Genomic DNA, 25,173 nt, shown 5'->3' with positions numbered 1-25,173 from the left:
GTGACGCGCGGTTCCAGCCGGTTGGCGTAACCGCGCGGGTACGCTCCCGGCGCCCGCGCCCCGGAAAGCCGGGCCCGGCCCCGCACTACCGCGCGGCGGACTCCAGGGCTCCGGCCGGTGCGCCCATGCGCACGCCGACCCTCGTACGAGTGGCCACCAACTGGCCTTCCTGCGGGTACGCGTGCCAGGTCCGCCAGCGCACCTGGCCCTCGTGGCGCTGCGCCAGCATGGCGGTGAAGGCGTACGGGCTGCCGGGAAAGGTTCCGGCCAATCCGTTCGGGTGATCCGCGACCAGCGCGAGCAGCTCCTGGGCCCGCCCCGCGAAGGAGCCCTGCGACAGGTTCTCCACCCGCGCGGCGAACTCGTAGTCCCAGTCGCCCATCCGCTTGGCCACCCCGAGCGGCAGCGGCGTACGGCTGCCGGGCATACAGGCGACCGTCTCCGAACAGAGCACCCCGCCCTCCTCCAGGAGCACCTGGTGCGAGGCGCCCAGGAGGCGCAACTCCAGCTTCGCGCCCGCCAGTTCGAGGTTCAGTACGGCCAGGGCGGGCAGTCGGTCACGACCCAGGGCCCAGGCCAGATCGGCGGCACGCGTGTCGGTGTAGGTGGTCTGGAGGGTCGTGAGCATGAGTCGGCTCCGCAAACGCGCGAGGGAGATGAGCCGGGTCGCCCGCCAGCGGTAGTCAACGGGTGGGGGGACACCGGCACGGGTCCACAGGAAGTCCAGGGAGGTCCGAGGACTGGTCTACTCAACCGAGGGAATCATGAAAGGCACGGCACTCACAGCGTTTTTACCCAACTTGATTGGGTTTACATCCCCCCGGGGGCTACTCAGTTCACGTGTTCAACCCCATGCGCCCCACACGCATACCGACACCCGCCCCGGGTCAGCTGGAACCGCAGCCTCCGCCGCCGCAGGAGGACGAGGATCCGCCGCAGGACGAGGAAGAGCCGCAGGAGGAGCCGCTGCTCCCGCACCCACCGGAGGAATCGCCCCCGCCGGCCCACCACGAGGATCCGGAACCCGAGCCGGACCCCGAGCCGGAATCGGCACCGGTCCACGCACGGACCACCTTCCGGACCAGTGCCACGAACAACACGACGACCAGCACGGCGAAAACCCAACCGATGACAGACATGAGCCCAACCCCCGTTCGTCGCCCGGTTTCCCGGGTGTGAAGGGGAGATGCCCCCGGGCCGGCCGGGCCAAAGCACACTTGAGCAAGTCCAGAGGTTCCCCCCAGGATGGCGCCCATGAGCGCACCCGTGGGCGGCAGCCGCCCCCTCCTCAACCGCCGCCTGGCCTCCTTCGGCACCACGATCTTCGCGGAGATGTCCGCCCTGGCCGCCCGCACCGGGTCGATCAACCTCGGCCAGGGTTTCCCCGACACGGACGGCCCCGCCGAGATCGCCGAAGCCGCCTCCCGCGCCGTCCTGACGGGCCTGGGCAACCAGTACCCGCCGGGCCCCGGCATCCCGGAGCTGCGCACCGCGATCGCCGGGCACCAGCAGCGGTTCTACGGGCTCGCGTACGACCCGGACACTGAGGTCCTCGTCACCGCGGGCGCGACGGAGGCCATCGCCGCCAGCCTCCTGGCCCTGCTCGAACCGGGCGACGAGGTCATCGCCCTGGAGCCTTACTACGACTCGTACGCGGCCTGCATCGCGATGGCCGGCGCCACCCGCGTCCCGGTCACCCTGCGCCCGCACGCCGGCGCGTTCACCCTCGACCTCGACGAGCTGCGCGCCGCCGTCACCCCGCGCACCCGCCTGCTCCTGCTGAACACCCCGCACAACCCGACGGGCACCGTCCTGACCCCGGCCGAGCTCGCGGCGGTCGCGGAACTGGCGGTCGAGCGGAACCTGCTCGTCGTCACCGACGAGGTCTACGAGCACCTCGTCTTCGAGGGCACGCACCTCCCGCTGGCCTCCCTGCCCGGCATGCGCGAGCGCACGGTGACGATCTCCAGCAGCGGGAAGACCTTCTCGTTCACGGGCTGGAAGGTCGGCTGGATCACCGCCCCGCCCGAGCTCGTCTCGGCGGTCCGTTCCGCGAAGCAGTTCCTGACGTACGTCTCCTCGGGCCCCTTCCAGTACGCCATCGCGGAGGCCCTGCGGCTGCCCGACGGCTACTACGAGGGCTTCCGCGCCGACCTCGCCGCCAAACGGGACATCCTCGCCGACGGCCTCGCGGCGGCGGGCTTCGAGGTCTTCCGCCCGCAGGGCACGTACTTCATCACCACGGACATCACCCCGCTCGGCGAAAAGGACGGGCTCGCCTTCTGCCGCGCCCTCCCCGAGCGCTGCGGGGTCGTCGCCATCCCCAACCAGGTCTTCTACGACGACCGGGCCGCGGGCGCCACCCAGGTCCGCTGGGCGTTCTGCAAGAAGTCCGAGGTGCTCGAAGAGGCCGCCGAGCGGCTGCGCCGGCTCTGAGGCGGGCCCGCCCGTCGGAAGCCGGGCGCCCGACGGCCGCGAGTTCACCGGAGGTTCCGGGGGGATTCACACCCTCCGGCACCCGGTGAGCTTTAGGGTGCCCGAGGCCCTCCTCGTCCGGACGGGCGGACGCGTCGGGCGTCCACGCGCGGCGCGGGAAAGACGGGGTTCATGGCGGCGACGGGCAGTGTGTCGGTTTCCGTGCGGCCGCAGGCACTCCGGACCGCCCGGGTGCCCGCGGCCCTCGTCGCCCTCGGGGTGTTCACCGCCGTCCGGGCCGGCGGGGCGGTGGTGCTCGCCGCCGGGGCGTGGTGGGCCGGGCGGAGCCCCGTGCGGGTGCTCGGGTACTCCTGGGACTCCGTCTGGTACCTCGGCCTCGCCGTGCACGGCTACGGCCGCACCCAGATGTGGGCCTCGACCGGGCTCATCCAGAGCGACTACGCCTTCTTCCCGCTGTACCCGCTGCTCGTGCGGGCGGCCGGAGGCACCCCCTGGGCCGGGCTGCTGGTGGCGTGGACCGCCGCCGCGGTGGCCGCGGTCGGCGTGTACCGGGTCGGGGAGCTGGTGCTCGGGCGCCGCGCCGGGGTGCTGCTGGTGGCACTGTGGGCCGCGACCCCGCACGCCGTGGTGCTGACCCTCGCCTACACCGAGCCGCTGCTGGCCGCGCTGGGGGCCTGGGCCCTGTACGCCGTACTGCGCCGGCGCTGGCTGTGGGCCGCGGGCCTGGCGGTACTCGCCGGGCTGACCCGGCCGACCGGCATCGCCGTCGCCGCCGCCGTGTCCGCCGTCGCTCTGCACGCGCTGCTCGTCCGCAGGTCCCGCGCGCCCGAGGTGTGGGCGGCGGCGCTGCTGGCCCCGGCGGGCTGGGCCGCGTACGTCCTCGCCGTCGGGATGCGCACGGGGGAGGCGGCCGGGTACTTCACCGTGCAGCGGCGCTGGGGCTCCCGCTTCGACTTCGGCTCGTACACGACGGACAGCATCTGGCGGGTGCTGACCGGCGGGCACGTACCGGTCGCCACCGTCGTCACCGTGGCGGTCCTGGCCGCCGCCGGGTTCCTGGCGGTGCTCCTGCTGCTGGACCGGATGCCGCCGGCGCTGCTCGTGTACACCGCCGTCCTGCTGCTGATCACCTACGGCGGGGCCGGCTACTTCGAATCGAAGCCGCGCTTCCTGCTGCCCGCGTTCCCGCTGCTGCTGCCGGTCGCGGCCGCAATGGCGCGAGCCCGGCCGCGCTCCGCGGTCATGGTGACCGCGGGGCTGGCCGGGCTCTCGTACGGCTACGGGCTGTACCTGTTGCTGGTCGCCCGCGTACCGCTGTGACCGGGGGCGACTACTCGTCGCCGTCCTTGTCGCCACCGTCGCCGTCGGTGGAGTCGATCTCCTTCTCCAGGCCGAGCTGCTCCACGAGCCACTTGTCGAACTCGATGGAGGCGCGGACCCAGCTGACCGTGGACGAGACGAAGTGCTCCAGGCTGACGCCGGTGCCGATCAGCATCTGCGCCTCGCCGATCAGGCGGACGGAGCCGTCGTCGTGCGTGTGGCTGTAGACCTTCGGCCACAGGGTCCGGCGGTTCCAGTCGTCGATCGACTCAAGGAGCGCGGGCTTGTCCTCGATCGCGTGCGGACGGTCGTAGAAGGTCCGCACCGAGAAGACCTGCTGCTCCTCCTCGCCGCGGAACATGAAGTACGTCCGGAACTCCTCCCACGGCGCCGCGAGGTCACCCTCGTCGTCGACGACGTACTTGAGCTCCATCTGCTCCAGCAGCTGCTTGACCAGATCCTGGTCGGGGACGACGGGGCCCGCCGGTCCTGTGGCCTGCGGATCGGGCTGCTGCCCTCCGAAGTTCGGAATCGAGGCCGGGTCGATGCTCACCGTGTTTTCCCTTCGTGCGGATGTTGTCATCCTCCCCCATGGCTCCCACCCCCTGTCCACCCCCGCACGTGCGATCCGCGCAGGGCGGACAGGAGTAAGCCACCGATAAGGGGGACCGGGGCGCGGGGGCCGGGGGCCGGGCCCCGGCTACATGGCCTTGCCCACGATCAGGTCCTCACCCGCCACGTCCACCCGGACGGTGTCTCCGTCGCGGACCTCGCCGGCGAGGATCTCCTTGGCCAGGCGGTCGCCGATCGCCGTCTGGATCAGGCGGCGCAGCGGCCGGGCGCCGTACGCCGGGTCGTTGCCCTTGTCCGCCAGCCAGGCCAGGGCCTCGGGGGTGACGTCCAGGGTCAGGCGGCGCTCCGCCAGGCGCTTGGCGAGGCCGCCGATCTGGAGCTCGGCGATCCGCGCCAGCTCCGGCGCGCTGAGCGCGGAGAAGACCACCAGGTCGTCCAGGCGGTTGAGGAACTCCGGCTTGAAGTTCGCGCGGACCACCTCCAGGACCCTGGCCTTCTTCTCCTCCTCCGACGCCGCCGGGTCCATCAGGAACTGGCTGCCGAGGTTCGAGGTGAGGATCAGGATCGTGTTGCGGAAGTCCACGGTGCGGCCCTGGCCGTCCGTGAGGCGTCCGTCGTCCAGGACCTGGAGCAGGATGTCGAAGACCTCGGGATGGGCCTTCTCCACCTCGTCCAGGAGCACCACGGAGTACGGGCGGCGGCGGACGGCCTCGGTCAGCTGGCCGCCCTCCTCGTAGCCCACGTAGCCGGGAGGGGCGCCGACCAGGCGGGCCACGGAGTGCTTCTCGCCGTACTCCGACATGTCGATGCGGACCATGGCCCGCTCGTCGTCGAAGAGGAAGTCCGCGAGGGCCTTGGCCAGCTCCGTCTTGCCGACGCCCGTCGGGCCCAGGAAGAGGAAGGAGCCGGTCGGGCGGTCAGGGTCCGCGATGCCGGCCCGGGTGCGGCGTACGGCGTCCGAGACGGCCCGTACGGCCTCGCTCTGGCCGATCAGGCGGCGGCCCAGCTCGTCCTCCATGCGGAGCAGCTTCTGGGTCTCGCCTTCGAGGAGGCGGCCGGCCGGGATGCCGGTCCAGGCGCCCACCACGTCCGCGATGTCGTCGGGGCCGACCTCGTCCTTGACCATGGTGTTCTTGGAGCCGCCCGTCTTGGAGGCCTCTTCCTCCTCCTCGGTGGCCTCCGCCAGCTCGCGCTCCAGGGTCGGGATCTCCCCGTAGAGCAGCTTCGAGGCGGTGTCGAAGTCCCCGTCGCGCTGGGCGCGCTCCGCCTGCCCGCGCAGGTCGTCCAGTCGCTCCTTGAGCTCGCCGACGCGGTTGAGGGACTGCTTCTCCTTCTCCCAGCGGGCGGTCAGGCCCCGCAGCTCCTCCTCCTTGTCGGCGAGGTCCTTGCGGATCTTCTCCAGGCGTTCGATCGAGGCCGGGTCGGATTCGTTCCTCAGCGCCAGCTCCTCCATGCGCAGGCGGTCGACCGAGCGCTGCAGCTCGTCGATCTCCAGCGGCGAGGAGTCGATCTCCATGCGCAGGCGGGACGCGGCCTCGTCGACCAGGTCGATGGCCTTGTCGGGCAGGAAGCGGGAGGTGATGTAGCGGTCGGAGAGGGTGGCCGCGGCCACCAGCGCGCTGTCGTTGATGACGACCTTGTGGTGGGCCTCGTAGCGGCCCTTGAGCCCGCGCAGGATCGCGATGGTGTCCTCGACGGACGGCTCGGCGACCAGCACCTGCTGGAAGCGCCGCTCCAGCGCCGGGTCCTTCTCGATGCGCTCGCGGTACTCGTCGAGCGTGGTCGCGCCGACCATGCGCAGCTCGCCGCGGGCCAGCATGGGCTTGAGCATGTTGCCCGCGTCCATCGAGGAGTCCCCGCCGGTACCCGCGCCGACGACGGTGTGCAGCTCGTCGATGAAGGTGATGATCTGGCCGTCGCTGGACTTGATCTCCGCGAGGACCGTCTTCAGGCGCTCCTCGAACTCGCCGCGGTACTTGGCCCCGGCGACCATCGCGCCCAGGTCCAGGGAGACCAGCCGCTTGTTCTTCAGGGACTCGGGGACGTCGCCCTTGACGATGCGCTGCGCGAGTCCCTCGACGACGGCCGTCTTGCCGACGCCGGGCTCGCCGATCAGCACCGGGTTGTTCTTCGTACGGCGCGACAGGACCTGGACGACGCGCCGGATCTCCTGGTCGCGGCCGATGACCGGGTCGAGCTTGCCCTCGCGGGCCGCCGCCGTGAAGTCGGTGCCGAACTTTTCGAGGGCCTTGTACTGGCCCTCGGGGTCGGGGGTGGTCACCCGCCGTCCTCCTCGTGCGTTCTCGAAGGCCTCCAGCAGCTTCTTCGCCGTCGCGCCCTGGGTGGAAAGGACCTCACCGGCCGCGCCGCCCTTGGCGGCGATCGCGATGAGGAGGTGTTCGGTGGAGAGGTACTCGTCGCCGAGCTTGCCGGCCTCCTGGTCGGCCTCGGCGAGTACGGCGAGCAGCTCGCGGGTGGGCTGCGGGGGCGCGACCGTGGAGCCCGTGACGCTGGGCAGGGCGGCCAGCAGCCGCTCGGCGCCGCCGCGGACCGCCGCCTGGTCGGCCTCGGTGGCCGCGAGGAGGTCGGTGATGTTCTCGTTCTCCTCGCCGGCCAGCAGGGCCAGCAGCAGGTGCGCCGGGGTCAGATCCGCGTGGCCGTCCTTCACGGCACGGCTCGTGGCCGCGTTCAGGGCGTCCCGGCTCTTGTTGGTCAGCTCGGCATCCACGTGCGACTTCTCCTCTCAGACAGGTCGGACACAGGGGTGGTCCCGCTCTTTGAGTATGGCAGCGTCCGCAAAGTTGAGTCTATTCCACTCAAGGGCGGAATCGGCGCCCTCCCGTACCCTCGGGCCATGGCTCTTGACGTACTCAACCCGACGCCCGAGTACCTCGCCTTCTGGCGGGAGCGGCACGTCTGCACCCTGACCACCCCGCGCCCCGACGGGACCCCGCACGTGGTGCCGGTGGGCGTCACGTACGACCCGGAGGCCGGCCTGGCCCGGGTGATCAGCAGCAAGAACAGCAAGAAGATCCGCAACGTGCTGGCGGCGCAGGGGACGCAGGCGGGGCCGGCCCGGGTCGCGGTCTGCCAGATGGCGGGGCGCCGCTGGGCCACCCTGGAGGGGCACGCGGTGATCCGCACGGACGAGGCCTCGGTCGCCGAGGCGGTGGCGCGCTACGCGGAGCGGTACGGGCGGACGCCCTCGCCCAATCCGGACCGGGTCGTCCTGGAGATCACCCTGGACCGGGCGATGGGCCGGGCCTGAACCGGCGGGACCGTGCCCGAACCCGCGGGACCGTGCCCGAACCGGCGGCCCCGGGATCGAACCGGCGGAACGGTTCAGCTTTCACCTTTGTCCGGTTCAAGCACTGGACGCGGACATCACAACGGCGCCATCGTGGTCAGGTCCACGATGGCGCCGTTGTGTGGGGGAAGCACCTGGAGCGATCTGCAACGACGGGGGAATCGCTTCAGGCACTGCGGGGGGTGGCGGTGGTGATGTCGGGTTCGAAGAGCTGGTGGTCGCGCTGATCAAGGTTGACGAAGACCATTCCGTAGCGCACCTCGCAGCGGACGGGCTGCGGCGCGCCGCGGGGGCGGCGCAGGCACCGGTACGCCCGGACGTCCTCGTCCTCCTCGCGCGTGATGACAATGGGCTGTCCGAACAGGGTGACCATCAGCGAATCGCCTATGTGGGGGATGGCGGTGGCGAGGTCGATGAACTGCCAGCCGGAGCGGTAGGCAGAGGCCATTTCGCGACGGAAACCGCGGTCGTCGGGGGTCATGCCGCGCTCTCCACGCCAAGGGCGCCGGCATCGGCGTCCGCGGGGGCCGAGCGCCATCCGCTGTCCAACGGTGCCGCGCGCCATCCGCTGTCCTCCAGCGGCGCCGCCTGGAGGCCTGCGGCACCCCCTTCAGCGCCCCCCAGGGTGACCCCGGCAAGTCCCAGACCGGCCACAGCCGAGAAGATGACGGTGGCAAGCGCCGAGCGAAGCATTCTCTTGTTCATGGTCGGCTTCGTCCTCACTTGATGAAATCCTCTCCCCCGCCTGTCAGACGATGGCTCATTCAGGCACGTCGCTGCCACAGGGACGATGCATCATGTTCTTGCATGTTCAGGACCCTGGGGGGTGGAGATTTGACCACAAACAGCACAAAAGCGACACATCCCCACTCGGTCACCGAGCTGTGCGGCGAGGGGGCACGGCTCTACACGAGCGCACTGCGCACGGGACGTATCGCACGTGGGGACGTCAAAACGGCGCCTTGCCTGCTCGATCTGGCGTTGTTGCAGCCAGATCCTGATGACGCAAATTCCCTCCGTCCGGTTCCACCGGCGGTGGCACTCGCACAGCGGCTGCATCCGATCGAACGCGAGATCCGCGACAGACGGCGCGATTCGCTCGAACTGTCCGAAGCGTTCGAACCATTTCTGGCCATCAGCGCGCAGAATCCGGCGAGCACCCACGCCATCACGGTCCTCGAAGGCTTCGACCCCATCAACGCCGCCCTCAACCTCGCCACGGCCGAGTGCCACACCGAGATGCTCACCATCCAGCCCGGCGGCGCCCGCCCCAGCCTGGAGCTGACCGAGGCCCTGGAGCGCGACCAGCCGCTGACCGACCGCGGTGTCCGGATCCGGACCCTCTACCAACACACCGTCCGGCACAGCCGCGGCACGCTCGCGTACGTCGACCTCCTCAAGGCCGGCAAGGTGGAGGTGCGCACGCTGGAGGAGCTCTTCGAGCGCCTCATCATCTTCGACCGGACCGTCGCGTTCATCCCGGCCAGCGACGACCGCCAAGTCGCCCTGGAGCTGCGCCACCCCGGACTGGTGGACTACCTCATCAAGGTGTTCGAGCAGCTCTGGCACCGCGCCGTGCCGCTCCAGGAGGAAGTGACCTACCAGCACACCCGCGGCGGGATCTCGGGCGTGCAGCGCACCATCGCGCAGCTCCTCATCGAGGGGCACGTGGACGAGGCCATCGCCCGCCGTCTGGGCATGAACGTACGGACCTGCCGCGCGCACATCGCGAAGCTGGCCAGCACCCTCGGCAGCGGCAGCAGGGCCCAGCTGGGCTTCCTCATCGCCCGCTCGGGGATCCTGGAGGACGAGGGCGACTAGGGGGTGTCGTCAAAGCGGCTTCGACCAGAAGGGACTTCGACGACACCCCTGGAACGAGCGGGCCCCGCCCGGAATCCCGGACGGGGCCTGTGCACGCGGGCGAGGGCGGCGTCAGTCGCCCTGGCGCTTCGGCGCGGGGCGCCAGACGACCAGTGCGTTGCCCGGCACCGGCGGCTGGTACTTGACCAGATCCCGCCGGTACGAGGCGTGCACCTGGGCCTCGCGCTGCTGGAGCACGGCCGCAGCGCCGTCCACCGCCGCCGAGAGCTCGGCCACGCGCTGCTGGAGCGCCGCGACCTGGTTCTCCAGCTCGATGATCCGCTTGATCCCGGCCAGGTTGATGCCCTCGTCCTGGGACAGCGCCTGCACCGTGCGGAGCAGTTCGATGTCGCGGGCCGAGTAGCGACGGCCGCGGCCGGCCGTCCGGTCCGGGGAGACCAGGCCGAGCCGGTCGTACTGGCGCAGGGTCTGCGGATGCAGGCCCGAGAGCTGGGCGGCCACCGAGATGACGTAGACAGGAGTGTCGTCGTTGAGCTGGTAGTGGCTCCTGCGGCGGCCGTCCATGATCATGCTCCCTTCGCGGACTCGAACAGCACGGCGCGCGGGTCCTCCGACTCCGTCGCGTCGCGGTACATCTCCAGCGCCTCGCGGGCCTTGTCCGACAGCTCGGCCGGCACCGCGACCTCGACCGTCACCAGCAGGTCCCCGCGGGTGCCGTCCTTGCGGACCGCTCCCTTGCCGCGGGCCCGCATCGTGCGGCCGCTGGGGGTGCCCGGCGGCAGCTTCAGCGTCACCGAGGGGCCGTTCAGGGTCGGGACCTTGATGTCGGCGCCCAGGGCGGCCTCGGCGATCGTCACCGGGACGGTGACCGTCAGGTTGTCGTCCTTGCGGCCGAACACCGGGTGGGTGCCGACGTGGACGACCACGTACAGGTCGCCGGCGGGGCCGCCGCGCTCGCCCGGAGCGCCCTTGCCGCGCAGCCGGATCCGCTGGCTGTCGGAGACGCCCGGCGGGATGCGGACCTGCATGGTGCGGGAGGACTTGGCCCGCCCGCTGCCCTTGCAGACGTCACAGGGGGTCTCCGCGATCAGGCCGCGGCCCTTGCAGTCGGCGCAGGGGTCGGTCAGCGAGAAGCCGCCGCCGCTGCCCCGGGAGACCTGGCCGGTGCCGACGCAGGTCGGGCACACGCGCGGCGTGCCGTTCTTGTCGCCGGTGCCCGAACAGGCCTTGCAGGGCGCCTGGGAGGACATCCGGAGCGGGACCGTGGCCCCGTCCACCGCCTCCGTGAAGGAGAGGGTGACCTCCGATTCGATGTCCTGGCCGCGGCGCGGTTGGACGCGCGTGCCGGGGCCGGCGCCGCCGCGGTTGAACAGTCCGCCGAACACATCGCCCAGGCCGCCGCCGCCGAAGCCGCCGGCGCCCGCGCCGCCACCCTGCTGGTTGCCGCCGAACAGGTCGCCCAGGTCGAAGTTGAACGAGCCGCCGCCCCCGCCGGGACCGGGGCGGAAGCCGCCGTTCCCGAACAGGGCGCGGGCCTCGTCGTACTCCTTGCGCTTCTTGGCGTCACCGAGGATGTCGTTCGCCTCGGAGATCTCCTTGAAGCGCTCCTCGGCCGAGGCGTCGCCCTTGTTGGCGTCCGGGTGGAACTCGCGCGCGAGCTTCCGGTACGCCTTCTTGATCTCGGCCTCGGTGGCGTCCTTCGGGACACCGAGGACCTTGTAGTAGTCCTTCTCGACGAAGTCCTTCGTGCTCATCCCCGGTGTCCCTCCTCTCGTACCGCTACTGGTGCAACATCAGCCCTTGTCGGGGGCATCCGTGTCCTCGTCCGAAGGCGCGTCGGCCTCGGCCGACTCGGACTTGGTGGCCGCGCCCGGCTGGGGCTCGGCCACCGCGACCCGCGCGGGGCGGATCGTACGCTCGCCGATCCGGTACCCCGGCTGCAGGATCGCCACGCAGGTGTCCTCGGTGACGTCCGGCGCGTACGAGTGCATCAGGGCCTCGTGGATCGTCGGGTCGAAGGGCTCGCCCTCCTTGCCGAACTGCTGCAGCCCCATCTTGGCCGCGGCGGTCTCCAGCGATTCGGCCACCGACTTGAAGCCGCCGACCAGCTCGCCATGGTCCCGCGCCCGGCCGATGTCGTCCAGGGTCGGGAGCAGCTCCGTCAGGAGGGACGCGACCGCGATCTCCTTGACGGCGATGCGGTCCCGCTCGACCCGGCGGCGGTAGTTCTGGTACTCCGCCTGGAGCCGCTGGAGGTCCGCGGTGCGCTCGCCGAGCGCGGTACGGGCCTGGTCCAGCTGCGCCAGGAGAGCCGTGTCCTGAGCGGACTTTGCTCCGGAGTCCCCGGCCGGGGCCGCGGCCTCCTCCTCGGAGGAAGCTGCGGCCTTCGGCTCGGCGGCGTCGTCAGCCGTGGCGCCGGTGGGGACTTCGGGCTTCTCCTCGAAACCCGGGGTCTCCTCCGACATCAGGCAGCGCCGCCCTTCGGCTTGTCCTCGTCCACGATCTCGGCGTCGACGACGTCGTCGGCGGCGTCCGCGGCTCCGGCCTGGCCCGCGTCACCGGTGGCTGCACCGGCGGCCTGTGCGTCGGCGTAGATGGCCTGGCCCAGCTTCTGGCTGACCGCGGCGAGCTTCTCGGTCGCGGTGCGGATCTCGGCGGTGTCCTCGCCCTTGAGCTTTTCCTTCAGCTCGGCGACGGCGGCCTCGACCTCGGTCTTGACCTCGGCCGGGACCTTGTCCTCGTTGTCCTTGACGAACTTCTCCGTCTGGTAGACGAGCTGCTCGCCCTGGTTGCGGGACTCGGCCGCCTCCTTGCGGCGCAGGTCCTCGTCCGCGTACTGCTCCGCCTCCTGGCGCATGCGGTCGACCTCGTCCTTGCCGAGCGAGGAGCCGCCGGTGACGGTCATCTTCTGCTCCTTGCCCGTGCCAAGGTCCTTGGCCGTGACGTGCATGATGCCGTTCGCGTCGATGTCGAAGGAGACCTCGATCTGCGGGACGCCACGCGGGGCCGGCGGCAGGCCGGTCAGCTCGAACATGCCGAGCTTCTTGTTGTACGCCGCGATCTCGCGCTCACCCTGGTAGACCTGGATCTGCACGGACGGCTGGTTGTCCTCGGCCGTCGTGAAGATCTCGGACCGCTTGGTCGGGATCGTGGTGTTGCGCTCGATGAGCTTGGTCATGATGCCGCCCTTGGTCTCGATGCCGAGGGACAGCGGGGTCACGTCGAGGAGCAGGACGTCCTTGACCTCACCCTTGAGGACACCGGCCTGGAGGGTGGCGCCGATGGCGACGACCTCGTCCGGGTTGACGCCCTTGTTCGCGTCCTGACCGCCGGTCAGCTCCTTGACGAGCTCGGCGACGGCCGGCATGCGGGTGGAGCCGCCGACCAGGACCACGTGGTCGATCTCGGACAGCTGGATGCCGGCGTCCTTGATGACGTTGTGGAACGGGGTCTTGCAGCGGTCCAGCAGGTCCGCGGTCAGCTGCTGGAACTGGGCGCGCGTGAGCTTCTCGTCCAGGTGCAGCGGGCCCTCGGCGGAAGCCGTGATGTAGGGCAGGTTGATCGTGGTCTCCGTGGAGGAGGACAGCTCGATCTTCGCCTTCTCGGCGGCCTCGCGCAGGCGCTGGAGCGCCATCTTGTCCTTGGAGAGGTCCACGCCGTGGCCGTTGGCGAACTGCTTCACCAGGTAGTCGACGACGCGCTGGTCCCAGTCGTCACCACCGAGGTGGTTGTCACCGTTGGTGGCCTTGACCTCGACGACGCCGTCGCCGATCTCCAGGAGCGACACGTCGAAGGTGCCGCCACCGAGGTCGAAGACGAGAATGGTCTGGTCGTCCTTGTCGAGGCCGTAGGCCAGGGCGGCGGCGGTCGGCTCGTTGACAATACGCAGGACGTTCAGGCCCGCGATCTCGCCGGCCTCCTTCGTCGCCTGGCGCTCGGAGTCGTTGAAGTAGGCCGGGACGGTGATGACCGCGTCCGTGACCTTCTCACCCAGGTACGCCTCGGCGTCGCGCTTCAGCTTCTGCAGGATGAAGGCGCTCATCTGCTGCGGGTTGAAGTCCTTGCCATCCAGGTTGATCTTCCAGTCAGTGCCCATGTGGCGCTTGACCGAGCGGATGGTGCGGTCCACGTTCGTGACCGCCTGGCGCTTGGCGACCTCGCCGACGAGGACCTCGCCGTTCTTGGCGAAGGCGACGACGGACGGCGTGGTCCTGGCGCCCTCGGCGTTGGTGATGACGGTGGGCTCGCCGCCTTCGAGAACGCTGACGACGGAGTTAGTGGTGCCCAGGTCGATGCCGACCGCACGTGCCATTTTGATTTCCTCCAGCTGACTTGAGTGGAACAGACTCAACCATGCCCCATCACCGAGCGGACGTCAACAGAGGTGAGTGTGGGCGACTCAACTTTTATCCCGGTCTTACACTCACGGCCAGCCCCGGAGGGCCGAGCGGGGGATGCTGGGCCCGGGCGCTGCGCGGCACCCGGCGGCCGCCGGAGGCGCAGGGCAGGGTGCCCCCATGCCGCTGCCGACGCTCACGCTCCCCCCGATCCGGCACCTCGTACGACGGCCCCCCGCAGGCCCGCGCCCCCCGGCGCGCCGGGCGGGCCTTCCGGGCCTGCCGGACCTCTCGGGCCTGTCGGCCAAGCGGGTGGTCGACCTCCTCGGGGCGACCGCGCTGGCCGCGCTGCTCGCGCTGCCGCTGGCGATCGTCGCGGCCCTGCTGTACGCGACCCAGGGCGGGCGGGTCCTCGTACGGGAGCCGGCGGCCGGGCTCGCGGGGCGGCCCTTCCTCACCTGGCGGCTGCGCACGGACGCGGCGGGGCGGCTGGGGGCGGCCCTGGAACGGTGCGCCCTGGACGGGGTGCCGCAGCTGCTGAACGTGCTGCGCGGAGAGATGTCGCTGGTCGGGCCGCGTCCGGAGCCGCGTACGAACCGGGCCGACAGGCTTCTCGTACGCCCAGGAATGACCGGTTTGTGGCAGGTCAGCGCGCGATCCGACCTCCCCTGGGAAGAGATGGCGCTGCTGGACCGGCACTATGTGGAGAGCCATTGGCTGGGGATGGATCTCGCGATCCTGGCTCAGACCCCTCGGGCGGCCTGTCGGCACAGGCGCTCCTGAGGCATGCCTGAGCGACACAGATCACCGCTCGCCCACCTACATTGCGGCGCGGGGAATGGGTAACCTCAACCCTTGACTTCATAAGTTACCGCTTAGTAAGTGCCGCCCGAGGAGCCCTTCCATGCAACTCGCCGCGATCATCGTGTCGCTGGTCATCACGGTGGTGGCCGTCGCGCTGTTCGGCCGTGCCACCGTGCAGATCTACCGCTTCGTGCGGCTCGGCCAGCCAGTGCCCGCGGGCACCCGCACGGGCGATCCGACGCAGCGCACCATCACCCTGGTCAAGGAGTTCCTCGGCCACACCCGCATGAACCGCTGGGGCATCGTCGGCTTCGCGCACTGGTTCGTGGCGGTGGGCTTCTTCTCGCTGCTGCTGACGATCGTGAACGCCTTCGGCCAGCTCTTCCAGGCCGACTGGCTGATCCCGATCATCGGCGACTGGCTGCCGTACGAGATCTTCACCGAGTTCCTCGGCCTGATGACCGTCCTCGGCATCGTGACCCTGATCGTGATCCGGCAGCTGAGCCGGCCGGGCGCGGCGGGCCGCAAGTCCCGCTTCGCGGGTTCCAAGACGGGCCAGGCGTACTTCGTCGAGGCCGTCATCCTGATCGTCGGCGTCTGCATCATGACGCTGCGCGCGCTGGAGGGCGTCCAGCACGGCGTCGACGGCTGGGAGCCGGGCTTCTTCGCCTCGTACCCGCTGATCGCCGCGTTCGACGGGCTGGACCTGAGCACGATCCAGTACCTGACGTACTTCTTCGCCGCACTCAAGATCGTCACCTCCTTCACCTGGATGATCACGGTCTCGCTCAACACCAACATGGGTGTCGCCTGGCACCGCTTCCTCGGCTTCCCGAACATCTGGTTCAAGCGGAACGCCGACGGTTCGACGGCCCTGGGCGCCCTGCAGCCGATGACGAGCGGCGGCAAGGAGATCGACTTCGAGGAGCCGGGCGAGGACGACGTCTTCGGCGTCTCCCAGGTCGAGCAGTTCTCCTGGAAGGGCATCCTCGACTTCTCCACGTGCACGGAGTGCGGCCGCTGCCAGTCGCAGTGCCCGGCGTGGAACACGGGCAAGCCGCTGTCCCCGAAGCTCCTGATCATGTCGCTGCGCGACCACGCCCACGCCAAGGCGCCGTACCTGCTCGCGGGTGGCGGCAAGACCATGGAGGGCGAGGAGAAGGCGACCGCGGAGCAGCTCAAGGACGTTCCCGCGGCGGCGCTGGCGGAGGCCGAGCGCCCGCTGATCGGCACCGCCGAGGAGAACGGCGTCATCGACCCGGACGTGCTGTGGTCCTGCACGACCTGCGGTGCGTGCGTCGAGCAGTGCCCGGTCGACATCGAGCACATCGACCACATCGTCGACATGCGCCGCTACCAGGTGATGATCGAGAGCGCGTTCCCGTCGGAGGCGGGCACGATGCTCAAGAACCTGGAGAAGAAGGGCAACCCCTGGGGTCTGGCCAAGAAGCAGCGCGTGGAGTGGACCAAGGAGGTCGACTTCGAGGTCCCGATCGTCGGCAAGGACGCCGAGGACCTCTCGGAGTACGACTACCTGTACTGGGTCGGCTGCGCGGGCGCGCTGGAAGACCGCGCGAAGAAGACGACGAAGGCCTTCGCCGAGCTGCTGAACATCGCGGGCGTCAAGTTCGCGATCATGGGCGGCGACGAGAAGTGCACCGGTGACTCCCCGCGCCGCCTGGGCAACGAGCCGCTGTTCCAGCAGCTCGCCCAGGAGAACGTGGCGATGCTGAACATGGCGTTCGGCGAGGACGACGACGACCCGGAGACGAAGAAGCCGAAGTCGGCGAAGCGGATCGTCTCGACGTGTCCGCACTGCTTCAACACCATCGCGAACGAGTACCCGCAGCTGGGCGGCGAGTACGAGGTCATCCACCACACGCAGCTGCTCCAGCACCTGATCGACGAGGGCCGGCTGCTGCCGGTGACCCCGGTGGACGGGCTGATCACGTACCACGACCCGTGCTACCTGGGCCGGCACAACAAGGTCTACACGCCGCCGCGCGAGATCATGTCGGCCGTGCCGGGGCTGCGGCAGCAGGAGATGCACCGCCACAAGGAGCGGGGCTTCTGCTGTGGCGCCGGTGGCGCGCGGATGTGGATGGAAGAGCGCATCGGCAAGCGCATCAACAACGAGCGCGTGGACGAGGCGCTGTCCCTGAACCCGGACATCGTCTCGACGGCCTGCCCGTTCTGCCTGGTCATGCTGACGGACTCGGTGAACGGCAAGAAGAACGACGGCCAGGCGAAGGAATCCGTCCAGGTCGTGGACGTGGCCCAGCTCCTCCTGGAGTCGGTGAAGGCCCCGGCCCCGACGGAGGCCGAACTGGCGGCGGAGGCCCTGGCGGCGGAGCAGGCGGCGGCCGCCGAGGCGGAGGCCGCGGCGGCGAAGGCGGAAGCCGAGGCCGAGGCGAAGGCGAAGGCCGAGGCGGAAGCCAAGGCGAAGGCAGAGGCAGAGGCTGCGGCGAAGGCGAAGGCGGAGGCAGAAGCCAAGGCGAAGGCCGAGGCGGAAGCCGCAGCAGAGGCCGAGTCCAAGGCCGAAGCGGACGCGGAGGCGGCCACCACGGCCGCGACCGAGGCCGAGCCGGCCACCGAGGCCGAGGCAAAGGCCGAGCCCGAGGCTGCGGCGGACGCCGAACCCGAGGCCAAGCCGGAGGCCAAGGCTTAGGCCCGGACCGCCCGTCCACAACGAAACGCCGGTACGGCCGGCCCCTGCTCAGGGGGCCGGCCGTACCGGCGTTTCGGGGATCCGGCGCCGAAGCCCACCCCCGGCCCGCCCACCGGTCAGGACTGGTCGGCGCGCCCCCGCTTCAGCAGGGCGAAGTCCAGCCCCGCCGCCCCTGCGGCAGCCATCCCACCGTCGGCGTCCCGGACGGCTTGCCGGCCTTCGAGGCCTCCGAGCGCTCGGCCGCGTACTTCTCGATCAGCCTGCCGTCGAACCCGTACACCCAGCTGCTCCCGCCGCCCCTCCCGTCGATGACGACGAACTTCGCGCGCTTGCCGTCCTGGACGATCCGGTACGTCCAGCCGTCGTTCTGCGCACGGGGGTGCTTCCGGTCGATCGTCCCGAGCAGGTTCCCGTTCGGCATGGAGATCTCGACCCGCTTGCCCTTCGGCCCGTCGATCAGCTTCGCGATCCGCCCGTCCGGCATGGTGATCCGGACCGAGGTCCCCCTCTTGACCTCGTGCTTCGGCTTCTCGACGGGCTTCACCAGCTGCTTGGGCCGCGGCTTCGGCTTCTGCTCGCCCTCCACCCACGAGGTCACGGTCCCGTTCGGCCGCAGTACGACGTGCATCCCGTTGTTCTGCCCGTACGCCGGGCTGCCGCCCTTGCTGACCAGCGTGTCCAGCTTCGTCGCCCTGGAGAAGATCTCGGCCTCGAAACGGGTGTCGCCGATCTTGTAGACCTTGGCGATCGAGCCGTCCGCGAGCTTGACCGTGGTCACGAACGCCCGCTTGGCCTGCGGCACGCCCGGATCAACGGCCGGCTGCGTGACGGGCTTCTCCTCCCCCACGGGCCGCTCCTTCACCGGCTCCTCCTCGACCGGCTGCTCGACCCCCGGCAGAACCTCCCGCTCCGGCCCGGTCGGCGAGTCCGCGAACGCGGATCCGGCCGGGAGGGCCAGTACGGCGGCCGTGCCCGCGAAGACGGCGGCGGTACGAAGGGTGGTACGACGGGTGCTGCGCATATGGAGGCTCTTCTCGTACTCATGGCTCGTGGCTCGTGGCTCGTGGCTCGTGGCTCGTGGCTCGTGGCTCGTGGCTCGTAATTCGTGACGTACGCCCCGGAGGCGACACACCCGAAGCTACGGAGCTGATATCTACGTAATCCGTCGACAACGTAACGAACCCCAGCAGACTCCCCACCAACCAGGTAAACCACCCAAACCCACCCAATAGGGATCCCCTAGGGGATGTCACAGCTCAGCCGCAAAGGGCCTCTATTCCGGCAGCCCGCCCACCACGACCTCCGGGACCAGGTACGTTCGATCACGTGGCTGGATTCAGGATCGGACGCGGCCGGGACAACAACCGCGCTCCCCAACAACCCCCGCGGCAGCAGCCGTACGGACAGCAGCAGCAACCGCCGCAGGCGCCGTACGGCCAACAGCCCTACCCTCCCCAGCAGCAGTGGCCTCAGCAGCCCGCCGCCGGAGACCACGGCGAGCCCGAGTACTTCGACCCGCACGAGCAGCAGCCGTACGGACAGCAGCACGGCCAGTCGTACGGCCGGCAGCAACCCCCGTACGACCAGGGCGGCCAGGGCGGCCGCGGCGGCGGCTCGTACGCGAACGACAACCCGGGGCACACCCAGGTCTTCGCGTACGGCGAGGACCCGTACAGCCAGGGCGCGACCTACCACGCGGGCGCCGCTGCGGCCGCGCCGGCGGGCCCGCGGCTGCCGTGGAAGGAGCTCCTGCGCGGCATCGTGATGCGGCCGGGGCCGACGTTCCTGCAGATGCGCGACTACGCCGTCTGGGGCCCCGCGCTCATCGTGACCTTCCTGTACGGCCTCCTCGCGGTCTTCGGCCTCGACGACGCCCGCGAGGACGTCATGAAGGCCACCCTCGCCAACGCCGTCCCGATCGTCCTCAGCGCCGGTGTGGCCTTCGTCATCTGCGGCATGATCCTGGGCGCGGTCACGCACACCCTGGCCCGCCAGCTGGGCGGCGACGGCGCGTGGCAGCCGACCGTGGGCCTGTCGATGCTGGTCATGTCCATCACGGACGCCCCGCGCCTGCTCTTCGCCGTGTTCCTGGGCGGGGACAACATGTTCGTACAGGTGCTGGGCTGGGCCACCTGGGTGGCGGCCGGTGCCCTGTTCACCTCGCTCGTCAGCAAGTCGCACGACCTGCCGTGGCAGAAGGCGCTGGGCGCGTCCGCGATCCAGCTCGTCGCACTGCTGTCGATCATCAAGCTGGGCACGCTGTAGGGCCCGCGCGCCCGCGACGAACGACGAACGACGAGGAGGACCCCGGCGCACAAGACGCCGGGGCCCTCACTCATCGGGCGCTTCCGCCTGGTCAGGCGTCGAGGACCTGACCCTCACGCTTCACGACGGGCGGCTCGACCGACCACGGGAAGTTGATCCACTCGTCGGTCTTCTTCCACACGTACTCGCACTTCACGAGCGAGTGCGACTTCTCGTAGATCACTGCGGACCGGACCTCGGCGACGTGGCCCAGGCAGAAGTCGTGGACGAGCTTCAGCGTCTTGCCGGTGTCGGCCACGTCATCGGCGATGAGGACCTTCTTGTCGGTGAAGTCGATCGCCTCGGGCACGGGCGCCAGCATGACCGGCATCTCCAGCGTGGTCCCGACACCCGTGTAGAACTCGACGTTCACCAGGTGGATGTTCTTGCAGTCGAGCGCGTACGCCAGACCGCCGGCGACGAAGACGCCGCCCCGGGCGATGCTGAGGATGATGTCGGGCTCGTAGCCGTCATCGGCGATGGTCTGCGCGAGCTCGCGCACCGCCCGCCCGAATCCCTCGTAGTTCAGGTTCTCTCGTACGACGTCGCTCATGCCTCGTGCCTCACCTGGGTGCGGTGGAAGTTCTGGAAGGAGCGCGAGGCCGTGGGGCCGCGCTGGCCCTGGTACCGCGATCCGTACCGCTCGCTCCCGTACGGGAACTCGGCGGGCGAGCTGAGCCGGAACATGCACAGCTGCCCGATCTTCATCCCGGGCCACAGCTTGATGGGGAGGGTGGCGAGGTTCGACAGTTCGAGCGTCACGTGCCCCGAGAAACCGGGGTCGATGAACCCGGCGGTCGAATGCGTCACCAGCCCCAGGCGGCCCAGGCTGGACTTCCCCTCCAGTCTGGAGGCGATGTCCTCGGGCAGCGAGATGACCTCGTAGGTCGAGGCGAGCACGAACTCACCGGGGTGGAGGATGAAAGCCTCGTCGCCCTCCGGCTCGACCATGCGGGTCAGGTCGGGCTGCTCGACGGCGGGGTCGATGTGGGCGTAGCGGTGGTTCTCGAACACCCGGAAGAAGCGGTCGAGACGTACATCGATGCTGGAGGGCTGCACCATCGATTCCTCGAACGGGTCGATGCGAACCCGTCCGCTGTCGATCTCGGCCCGGATGTCTTTGTCTGAGAGAAGCACGTCCCGAGGATACGCAGTGCGCACGGGCCACCCCCAATCGAGAGCGGCGCCGCGCGCCCCGCGGACCGCTATCGCTTGACGGCCGTCGCCCCGACGGGCACGGCGTGCCTCAGCCGCGCACACCGCGGGCACCGCAGCAGCCGCCCGGGCCCGATCCGGCCGGCACCGAGGTGCTGCAGCGGAAACGAAGCGGTACTGAAAACGTGCCCTTCGGCACAACGGACGACGGTGTTCTCCATCGAGTCCCTTTCCCCAACCTGCCGTACTGCGACGAATCGCCACATTAGGGGATGATCGCGACCCGCTCCAGCCGCCACTCCAAGACCGCCCGAGCACCGCGACGCACGGGTACGTTACGCCCCAACTCCCGCTCCCACGACTGTCGATGCACCCCACACACGACGACGACCCCGCGGCCGATTCACCGGGGGTCGATCATGGGGTAGAGTGTCCAAAGATACCGCTCCAGGCAACTGGAACGTTATGCGGATGTAGTTTAATGGTAGAACATGAGCTTCCCAAGCTTATAGCGCGGGTTCGATTCCCGTCATCCGCTCCAAAGCAAAGCCCCAGGTCAGCGACCCGGGGCTTTTGTGTTGCCTAGACCTCTCTATCCCTCCCGTGCCAGATCCGTGCCAGATCCGTGCCAGATGCGAATTCGTCGGCCTTTCCCCTCATGGCACGCACCCGGGCATCGATCCCCGAGCGACCTCCCGCTGACGCTCCAGGTTGGAGTGCTGGTAGATCATCGCCGCCTTCTCCGAGGACTGGCCGGCGCGGACCATCGTGTCCTTCAACGTGGCCCCCGACTGCGTCGAGAGGGTGTGCCCGGTGTGACGAAGGTCGTAGAACGTGAACGTCTCCGGCAGTCCTGCCGCCTTACGCGCCTTCTTCCACTTCCGACCGAACGTCGTACGCCGGAACGGTGCACCACGCTCCTCCACGAAGAGCAGCCCGTCCGGCTTCTGCTCGGCGTACAGGTACATGTGCGTCTTGAGATCACCGGCCGTGAAGCGGGGCAGAACGATGAACCGCTTTCCTGCCTCGCTCTTGGTCTCACCGGGCGCCCGCCGACCGGTGTTGAGCTCCGGCTCGGCGCGACGCACCCAGACACCGCAGCTCGCAAGGGCCCCCTTGCTCGTGTTCAGCGGAGCCACCAGCCCGACGACGCGAGAGCGGATGCCCCGCGGCGAAGCCGTGCACTACCGGGAGCGGGCGCTCGAACTCGGCGTCCCCGGCTCGGCCGTACTGGTGGAGCCGCGAGCCCGGAACACGGGCGAGAACATCCGCTTCTCCCGGCAGCTGCTTGAGGAGGCCGGCATCGACGTGTCCTCCCCGTGCTCCTCATCAGCAAGCCGTACGAGGAGCGGCGCGCGTACGCCACGGCGCGGAAGCTGTGGCCCGAGGTGGAGATCGTCAGCGCTTCCAGCCCGATGACGCTGGAGGAGTACGTCGATTCCATCGGTGATGCCCGCCTGGTGATCGACATGTTGGTCGGGGCGTTGCAGCGCCTACTGATCTACCCGGCGCAGGGCTTGATGATCAGCCAGCCGGTACCGGACGACGTGACCGAGGCGTACGAGCGACTGCGTCGACGGGGCTTCACGAGCCGACTCCTGCTGGACGGTGGCCGGCCAGGCTCGGAGCCAGGCACACCGGTGACGACCGGGGAGTACACCTGGGCACAGCGAGGCATACGGTTCGAGAGCGACGCGCAGACCATCGGAAGGACTCCGACCTTGACGCACGATGACCGACTCTCATGGGTTCTCTCGACCGCGAGCGTAGTCCTCTTCGACTTCGACGGCCCCATGTGCAACGTGTTCGCCGGGTTGCCCGCGCCCAGGGTCGCCGAGCAGCTCACCGCCTTACTCTCCGCCCGGGACCCGGCCGCGGGCGCCAAGGCCGCCGAGACGGACGATCCGATCGAGGTCTTGCGCATCGCTCAGGAAGCGGATGCCGGGATCGGCCAGGAGGTGGAACGTGCGCTGACGAAGGCAGAGGTCGAGGCGGTCGCCGTGGCCGGGCCTCCGACTCCGGGAGCGGTGGAAGCCCTCCGTGCGGCGCGGTCGTCCGGGCGGATCGTGTTGGTGGTGAGCAACAACTCCGCCGAGTGCATCGAACACTTCGTGGAGGCGCATGGTCTGGGTGGGTACGTGATGGGGATCGTCGGCCGATCCTCCGGGCAGCCCCACCTGATGAAGCCGAACCCGCACCCTCTCATCACGGCGGCCGACCTGACGTCCATCCCCGTCACGGTCTGCACGCTGATCGGTGACTCGCTCACAGACATCCAGGCCGCTCGGGCAGCCGGTATGACGGTCATCGGCTACGCCAACAAGCCCCACAAGGCCGCTCTGTTCGCGGACGCGGGAGCCGATGCCGTAACGGATGACATGCAGGCCATCGCCGACGCACTCACCACGGCGTAGCCGAGGATCAGCAGGGGACCTGTTACAGGTTTCTCCACCTCATCAAGCACCCGGCTGCGCTCCGCTCCGCCGGGCGGGCTTCCCGTCTCCGCTCGGGGCGACGCTCCTGCCTGCGGCCCGCTCCGCCCCCGCTACGCCGACGCCCGCCCCTACAGGCGGGATAGGCCCAAGGGCATGAGGTAACCCCCAACGGCCACCGGTTCCATCTGTCACCGACATGCCTCCGGCGGGGGCGCTCCGACTCCGGGATGGACGGGGCGCCGTACGCGGGTGCCGGCCCGTGGATGGCTGAGGCGGGGAACTCCCATCCCGTCTGCCATCGGCCCAGGACAAGCCGAGCAGACACGGCACCGGGCACCGCGCCCGCTCCACATGTGTGTGGGCCGACGGCAGACGGGATGGAAGTTGGGGGAAGTAGCAGGTACGCCAGTAGTCAGGGTGCGCGTCGCGATTCGCCTCTAATCTGCATTGGATGGACGCAGGGGTGGCCGCAGTACTGGGAGCGTTGGCAGGGGCAGTGGCGACCACGGGGGCGGCACTCGCTACGGGGTGGTCTGCGCGGGAACAAGCGAAGATTACGGCGAGAGGTGAACACCGGCGCCAACGCCGTGACTCGCGACAAGCGGTCTACGAAGAATTCATAGCCGCAGCATCGGCTGCGGAGACTCACGCTAGCCGCTTTTTCATCGCCCCCGTCCCGACAGATGCAGAGGGATTGAATCTCGCGCTTAGAGGTTCTGGCAATGCCAACACGGAAGCGCTCTGGCAAGAGGCCCATCGACACTGGATCGAGCTGCTGACGCTCTCAACACGAGTGAAGCTGGCTGGGCCTGCCACGATGAGCCGAGCAGCAACTTCCGTCTGCGATCGCTCTCACGATGTCATGGAATCAACTATGACTGTCGCTCACGGACTTATCGGCGGAGACTCAATCTCCGTGAGATTCGAGAAGGGACGCGAATGCTCCATGAGGTTGGACGACGCGCTAGATGACTTCATCGAGAAAGCGCGCATTTCACTCGACGATGACGGCACCTTCTAGGCAATATGCATACGTACCACTGACCCCATGGGCGCAAGCTGATCGCGTGCCAGACCCGTGCCAGGTAGGACGGGGAACCATGGACAACGGCGGGCTACGGGGCGGGCCGGAAGGCTCGGATCGCCGCCTGTTTTCGCAGGTCACAGCGCGTCTGGAGCGTTGAAGATCGGTGATTCCCAAGCTTATAGCGCGGGTTCGATTACCGTCATCCGCTCAGATACGAAGGCCCAGGTCACAGACCTGGGCCTTCGTCGTTGTCCAGACCCCTCAGGGCCCCCGCGCCCTCCGCGTGCCGCAACTCGTGAAGGTGGCGACGAACCGCCATCCGCAAAAGGCCGGTTGACGGAGTCGACTGGGGGCCGCCCGATGCGGGGTGCGAGCGGGCCGAGGTCGACCCGGACGATACGGCTCGGCGATTGGACCGACGGTCACGAATTGCGACCGACCGGTGACCTGTTGTCGGTGGCGGGTGCTTTCATGAGTCGGCTGCGCAGGGAGGCGTAACGCGACTGGTGAGGGGCATGCAGCTGCGCCCTGGATCAAGGACTGCGTGCGCTCGGACGGCACACCGGTACGGCACCACCGCGCGGGCGGGTTCCGGGGCCGGCCAGGCCCCGTCGTCTTCTCCGGCCCGGGAAGCGGTCGGTGACCCGGCGCCCGCCCGCGAGGCGACGGCGACGGCGACGGCGACGGCGACGACGACAGGAGGAAGCCCGCTGGGAACAGGTACGAGCCCGGGGCCTGCGCTACGCCGTGGACCACCTCGACAAGCAGGGACTCGATCGTGGTCGCTCCGGGTGAGGCCCTGCGTTCTACGGGGCGGTGCGGCGGGGCCTGCGCAGGGCCAGGATCACCGTGGTGATACCGGCGGCCAGGACCAGGATGCGGGGCATCGGCTGCATGTCGTGCGGCAGAGCGCCGATGGCGACGATGGCGGCCAGGGTGAGGACCACGATCAGGGCTGCGGTGATCAGGGCGCGGGGGTTCACTGT

At 69.6% G+C, this 25,173-nt stretch carries 20 protein-coding genes, 1 tRNA gene and 2 pseudogenes; 10 read left to right on the top strand and 13 right to left on the bottom strand.

Annotated features, from left to right (window positions below; translation table 11 throughout):
* Positions 1–85: 85 nt before the first annotated feature.
* Complete coding sequence (locus ACFYXV_RS16850; protein WP_383339276.1) at positions 86–628, bottom strand: DUF2617 family protein; 543 nt, start codon at positions 626–628, stop codon at positions 86–88.
* A gap of 617 nt (positions 629–1,245) precedes the next feature.
* Between ACFYXV_RS16850 and ACFYXV_RS16845 the strand changes: the two genes are divergently transcribed.
* Positions 1,246–2,436: a pyridoxal phosphate-dependent aminotransferase gene (locus ACFYXV_RS16845; protein ID WP_389383241.1), complete on the top strand. Its 1,191-nt coding sequence runs from the start codon at positions 1,246–1,248 to the stop codon at positions 2,434–2,436.
* A gap of 171 nt (positions 2,437–2,607) precedes the next feature.
* Positions 2,608–3,756, top strand: coding sequence for a hypothetical protein (locus tag ACFYXV_RS16840; RefSeq protein WP_385835856.1), 1,149 nt, complete (start codon positions 2,608–2,610; stop codon positions 3,754–3,756).
* 10 nt (positions 3,757–3,766) lie between these two features.
* Here ACFYXV_RS16840 and ACFYXV_RS16835 read toward each other — a convergent pair whose 3' ends face one another.
* Both ACFYXV_RS16835 and clpB read right to left on the bottom strand, forming a co-directional pair.
* Complete coding sequence (locus ACFYXV_RS16835; protein WP_385467916.1) at positions 3,767–4,309, bottom strand: YbjN domain-containing protein; 543 nt, start codon at positions 4,307–4,309, stop codon at positions 3,767–3,769.
* A gap of 147 nt (positions 4,310–4,456) precedes the next feature.
* Positions 4,457–7,057 (bottom strand): ATP-dependent chaperone ClpB, encoded by a 2,601-nt coding sequence (gene clpB, locus ACFYXV_RS16830; RefSeq protein WP_389383240.1) that lies wholly within the window; start codon positions 7,055–7,057, stop codon positions 4,457–4,459.
* Positions 7,058–7,183: 126 nt separating this feature from the next.
* Between clpB and ACFYXV_RS16825 the strand changes: the two genes are divergently transcribed.
* Positions 7,184–7,597 carry a pyridoxamine 5'-phosphate oxidase family protein gene (locus ACFYXV_RS16825; RefSeq protein ID WP_385467922.1) on the top strand — a complete coding sequence of 138 codons (414 nt, stop codon included), beginning with the start codon at positions 7,184–7,186 and terminating at the stop codon, positions 7,595–7,597.
* A 205-nt stretch (positions 7,598–7,802) separates the two neighbouring features.
* Here ACFYXV_RS16825 and ACFYXV_RS16820 read toward each other — a convergent pair whose 3' ends face one another.
* Positions 7,803–8,117, bottom strand: coding sequence for a (2Fe-2S)-binding protein (locus ACFYXV_RS16820; RefSeq protein WP_099890367.1), 315 nt, complete (start codon positions 8,115–8,117; stop codon positions 7,803–7,805).
* 326 nt (positions 8,118–8,443) lie between these two features.
* Between ACFYXV_RS16820 and ACFYXV_RS16815 the strand changes: the two genes are divergently transcribed.
* A complete protein-coding gene (locus ACFYXV_RS16815) occupies positions 8,444–9,457 on the top strand; it encodes a helix-turn-helix transcriptional regulator (RefSeq protein WP_383339253.1) in 1,014 nt (337 codons plus the stop codon).
* A 111-nt stretch (positions 9,458–9,568) separates the two neighbouring features.
* Here the strand turns inward: ACFYXV_RS16815 and ACFYXV_RS16810 are convergent, their stop codons facing one another.
* From ACFYXV_RS16810 to dnaK, 4 genes are read right to left on the bottom strand one after another with little or no spacing between them, the layout of a single operon-like run.
* Positions 9,569–10,021: a heat shock protein transcriptional repressor HspR gene (locus tag ACFYXV_RS16810; RefSeq protein ID WP_383339250.1), complete on the bottom strand. Its 453-nt coding sequence runs from the start codon at positions 10,019–10,021 to the stop codon at positions 9,569–9,571.
* A gap of 2 nt (positions 10,022–10,023) precedes the next feature.
* On the bottom strand, positions 10,024–11,211 hold the full coding sequence (dnaJ, locus tag ACFYXV_RS16805) for a molecular chaperone DnaJ (RefSeq protein WP_383339247.1): 1,188 nt from the start codon (positions 11,209–11,211) through the stop codon (positions 10,024–10,026).
* Between the two features lie 39 nt (positions 11,212–11,250).
* On the bottom strand, positions 11,251–11,922 hold the full coding sequence (gene grpE / locus ACFYXV_RS16800) for a nucleotide exchange factor GrpE (RefSeq protein ID WP_389383238.1): 672 nt from the start codon (positions 11,920–11,922) through the stop codon (positions 11,251–11,253).
* Positions 11,922–13,769, bottom strand: a complete 1,848-nt coding sequence (dnaK, locus tag ACFYXV_RS16795) for a molecular chaperone DnaK (protein ID WP_389383237.1) — start codon at positions 13,767–13,769, stop codon at positions 11,922–11,924. Before dnaK ends, grpE begins: the two co-directional genes overlap by 1 nt.
* Before the next feature lie 205 nt (positions 13,770–13,974).
* On the opposite strand from dnaK, the gene ACFYXV_RS16790 reads away from it, so the two are divergent.
* Positions 13,975–14,577 (top strand): sugar transferase, encoded by a 603-nt coding sequence (locus tag ACFYXV_RS16790; protein ID WP_389383236.1) that lies wholly within the window; start codon positions 13,975–13,977, stop codon positions 14,575–14,577.
* Between the two features lie 121 nt (positions 14,578–14,698).
* The gene (locus tag ACFYXV_RS16785; protein ID WP_389383234.1) at positions 14,699–17,266 is read left to right on the top strand and encodes a (Fe-S)-binding protein; all 2,568 of its coding nucleotides are present in this window, start codon (positions 14,699–14,701) and stop codon (positions 17,264–17,266) included.
* 142 nt (positions 17,267–17,408) lie between these two features.
* On the opposite strand, the gene ACFYXV_RS16780 is transcribed toward ACFYXV_RS16785, so the two are convergent.
* Entirely contained in the window at positions 17,409–18,287 is an 879-nt protein-coding gene (locus ACFYXV_RS16780) for a hypothetical protein (protein WP_389383233.1), read from the bottom strand.
* A 305-nt stretch (positions 18,288–18,592) separates the two neighbouring features.
* On the opposite strand from ACFYXV_RS16780, the gene ACFYXV_RS16775 reads away from it, so the two are divergent.
* Positions 18,593–19,531, top strand: a complete 939-nt coding sequence (locus ACFYXV_RS16775; RefSeq protein WP_385466671.1) for a Yip1 family protein — start codon at positions 18,593–18,595, stop codon at positions 19,529–19,531.
* 91 nt (positions 19,532–19,622) lie between these two features.
* On the opposite strand, the gene ACFYXV_RS16770 is transcribed toward ACFYXV_RS16775, so the two are convergent.
* Together ACFYXV_RS16770 and dcd are read right to left on the bottom strand one after the other, a co-directional pair.
* Positions 19,623–20,123: a phosphoribosyltransferase gene (locus tag ACFYXV_RS16770; protein WP_030152914.1), complete on the bottom strand. Its 501-nt coding sequence runs from the start codon at positions 20,121–20,123 to the stop codon at positions 19,623–19,625.
* A complete protein-coding gene (gene dcd, locus ACFYXV_RS16765; protein WP_266627206.1) occupies positions 20,120–20,707 on the bottom strand; it encodes a dCTP deaminase in 588 nt (195 codons plus the stop codon). The genes ACFYXV_RS16770 and dcd overlap by 4 nt, the downstream gene beginning before the upstream one ends.
* A gap of 485 nt (positions 20,708–21,192) precedes the next feature.
* On the opposite strand from dcd, the gene ACFYXV_RS16760 reads away from it, so the two are divergent.
* Positions 21,193–21,266, top strand: a tRNA-Gly gene (locus tag ACFYXV_RS16760).
* A 41-nt stretch (positions 21,267–21,307) separates the two neighbouring features.
* On the opposite strand, the pseudogene ACFYXV_RS16755 reads toward ACFYXV_RS16760, so the two are convergent.
* Positions 21,308–21,819 (bottom strand): annotated as a pseudogene (locus ACFYXV_RS16755) (tyrosine-type recombinase/integrase); the annotation flags it as partial.
* On the opposite strand from ACFYXV_RS16755, the pseudogene ACFYXV_RS16750 reads away from it, so the two are divergent.
* Positions 21,785–22,326, top strand: a pseudogene (locus tag ACFYXV_RS16750) (YdcF family protein); the annotation flags it as partial. The pseudogenes ACFYXV_RS16755 and ACFYXV_RS16750 overlap by 35 nt on opposite strands.
* Positions 22,327–22,365: 39 nt before the next feature.
* Positions 22,366–23,139, top strand: coding sequence for an HAD family hydrolase (locus ACFYXV_RS16745; protein WP_389383324.1), 774 nt, complete (start codon positions 22,366–22,368; stop codon positions 23,137–23,139).
* Between the two features lie 1,854 nt (positions 23,140–24,993).
* Here the strand turns inward: ACFYXV_RS16745 and ACFYXV_RS16740 are convergent.
* Positions 24,994–25,170, bottom strand: a complete 177-nt coding sequence (locus tag ACFYXV_RS16740; RefSeq protein ID WP_383499309.1) for a hypothetical protein — start codon at positions 25,168–25,170, stop codon at positions 24,994–24,996.
* Positions 25,171–25,173: the final 3 nt, after the last annotated feature.

The sequence above is a fragment of the Streptomyces sp. NPDC002181 genome, assembly GCF_042890485.1.
In the GTDB taxonomy this organism is placed as follows: domain Bacteria; phylum Actinomycetota; class Actinomycetes; order Streptomycetales; family Streptomycetaceae; genus Streptomyces.
Note: the sequence above shows the minus strand (reverse complement) of the source record. Positions and strands in the feature narration are given on the sequence as shown.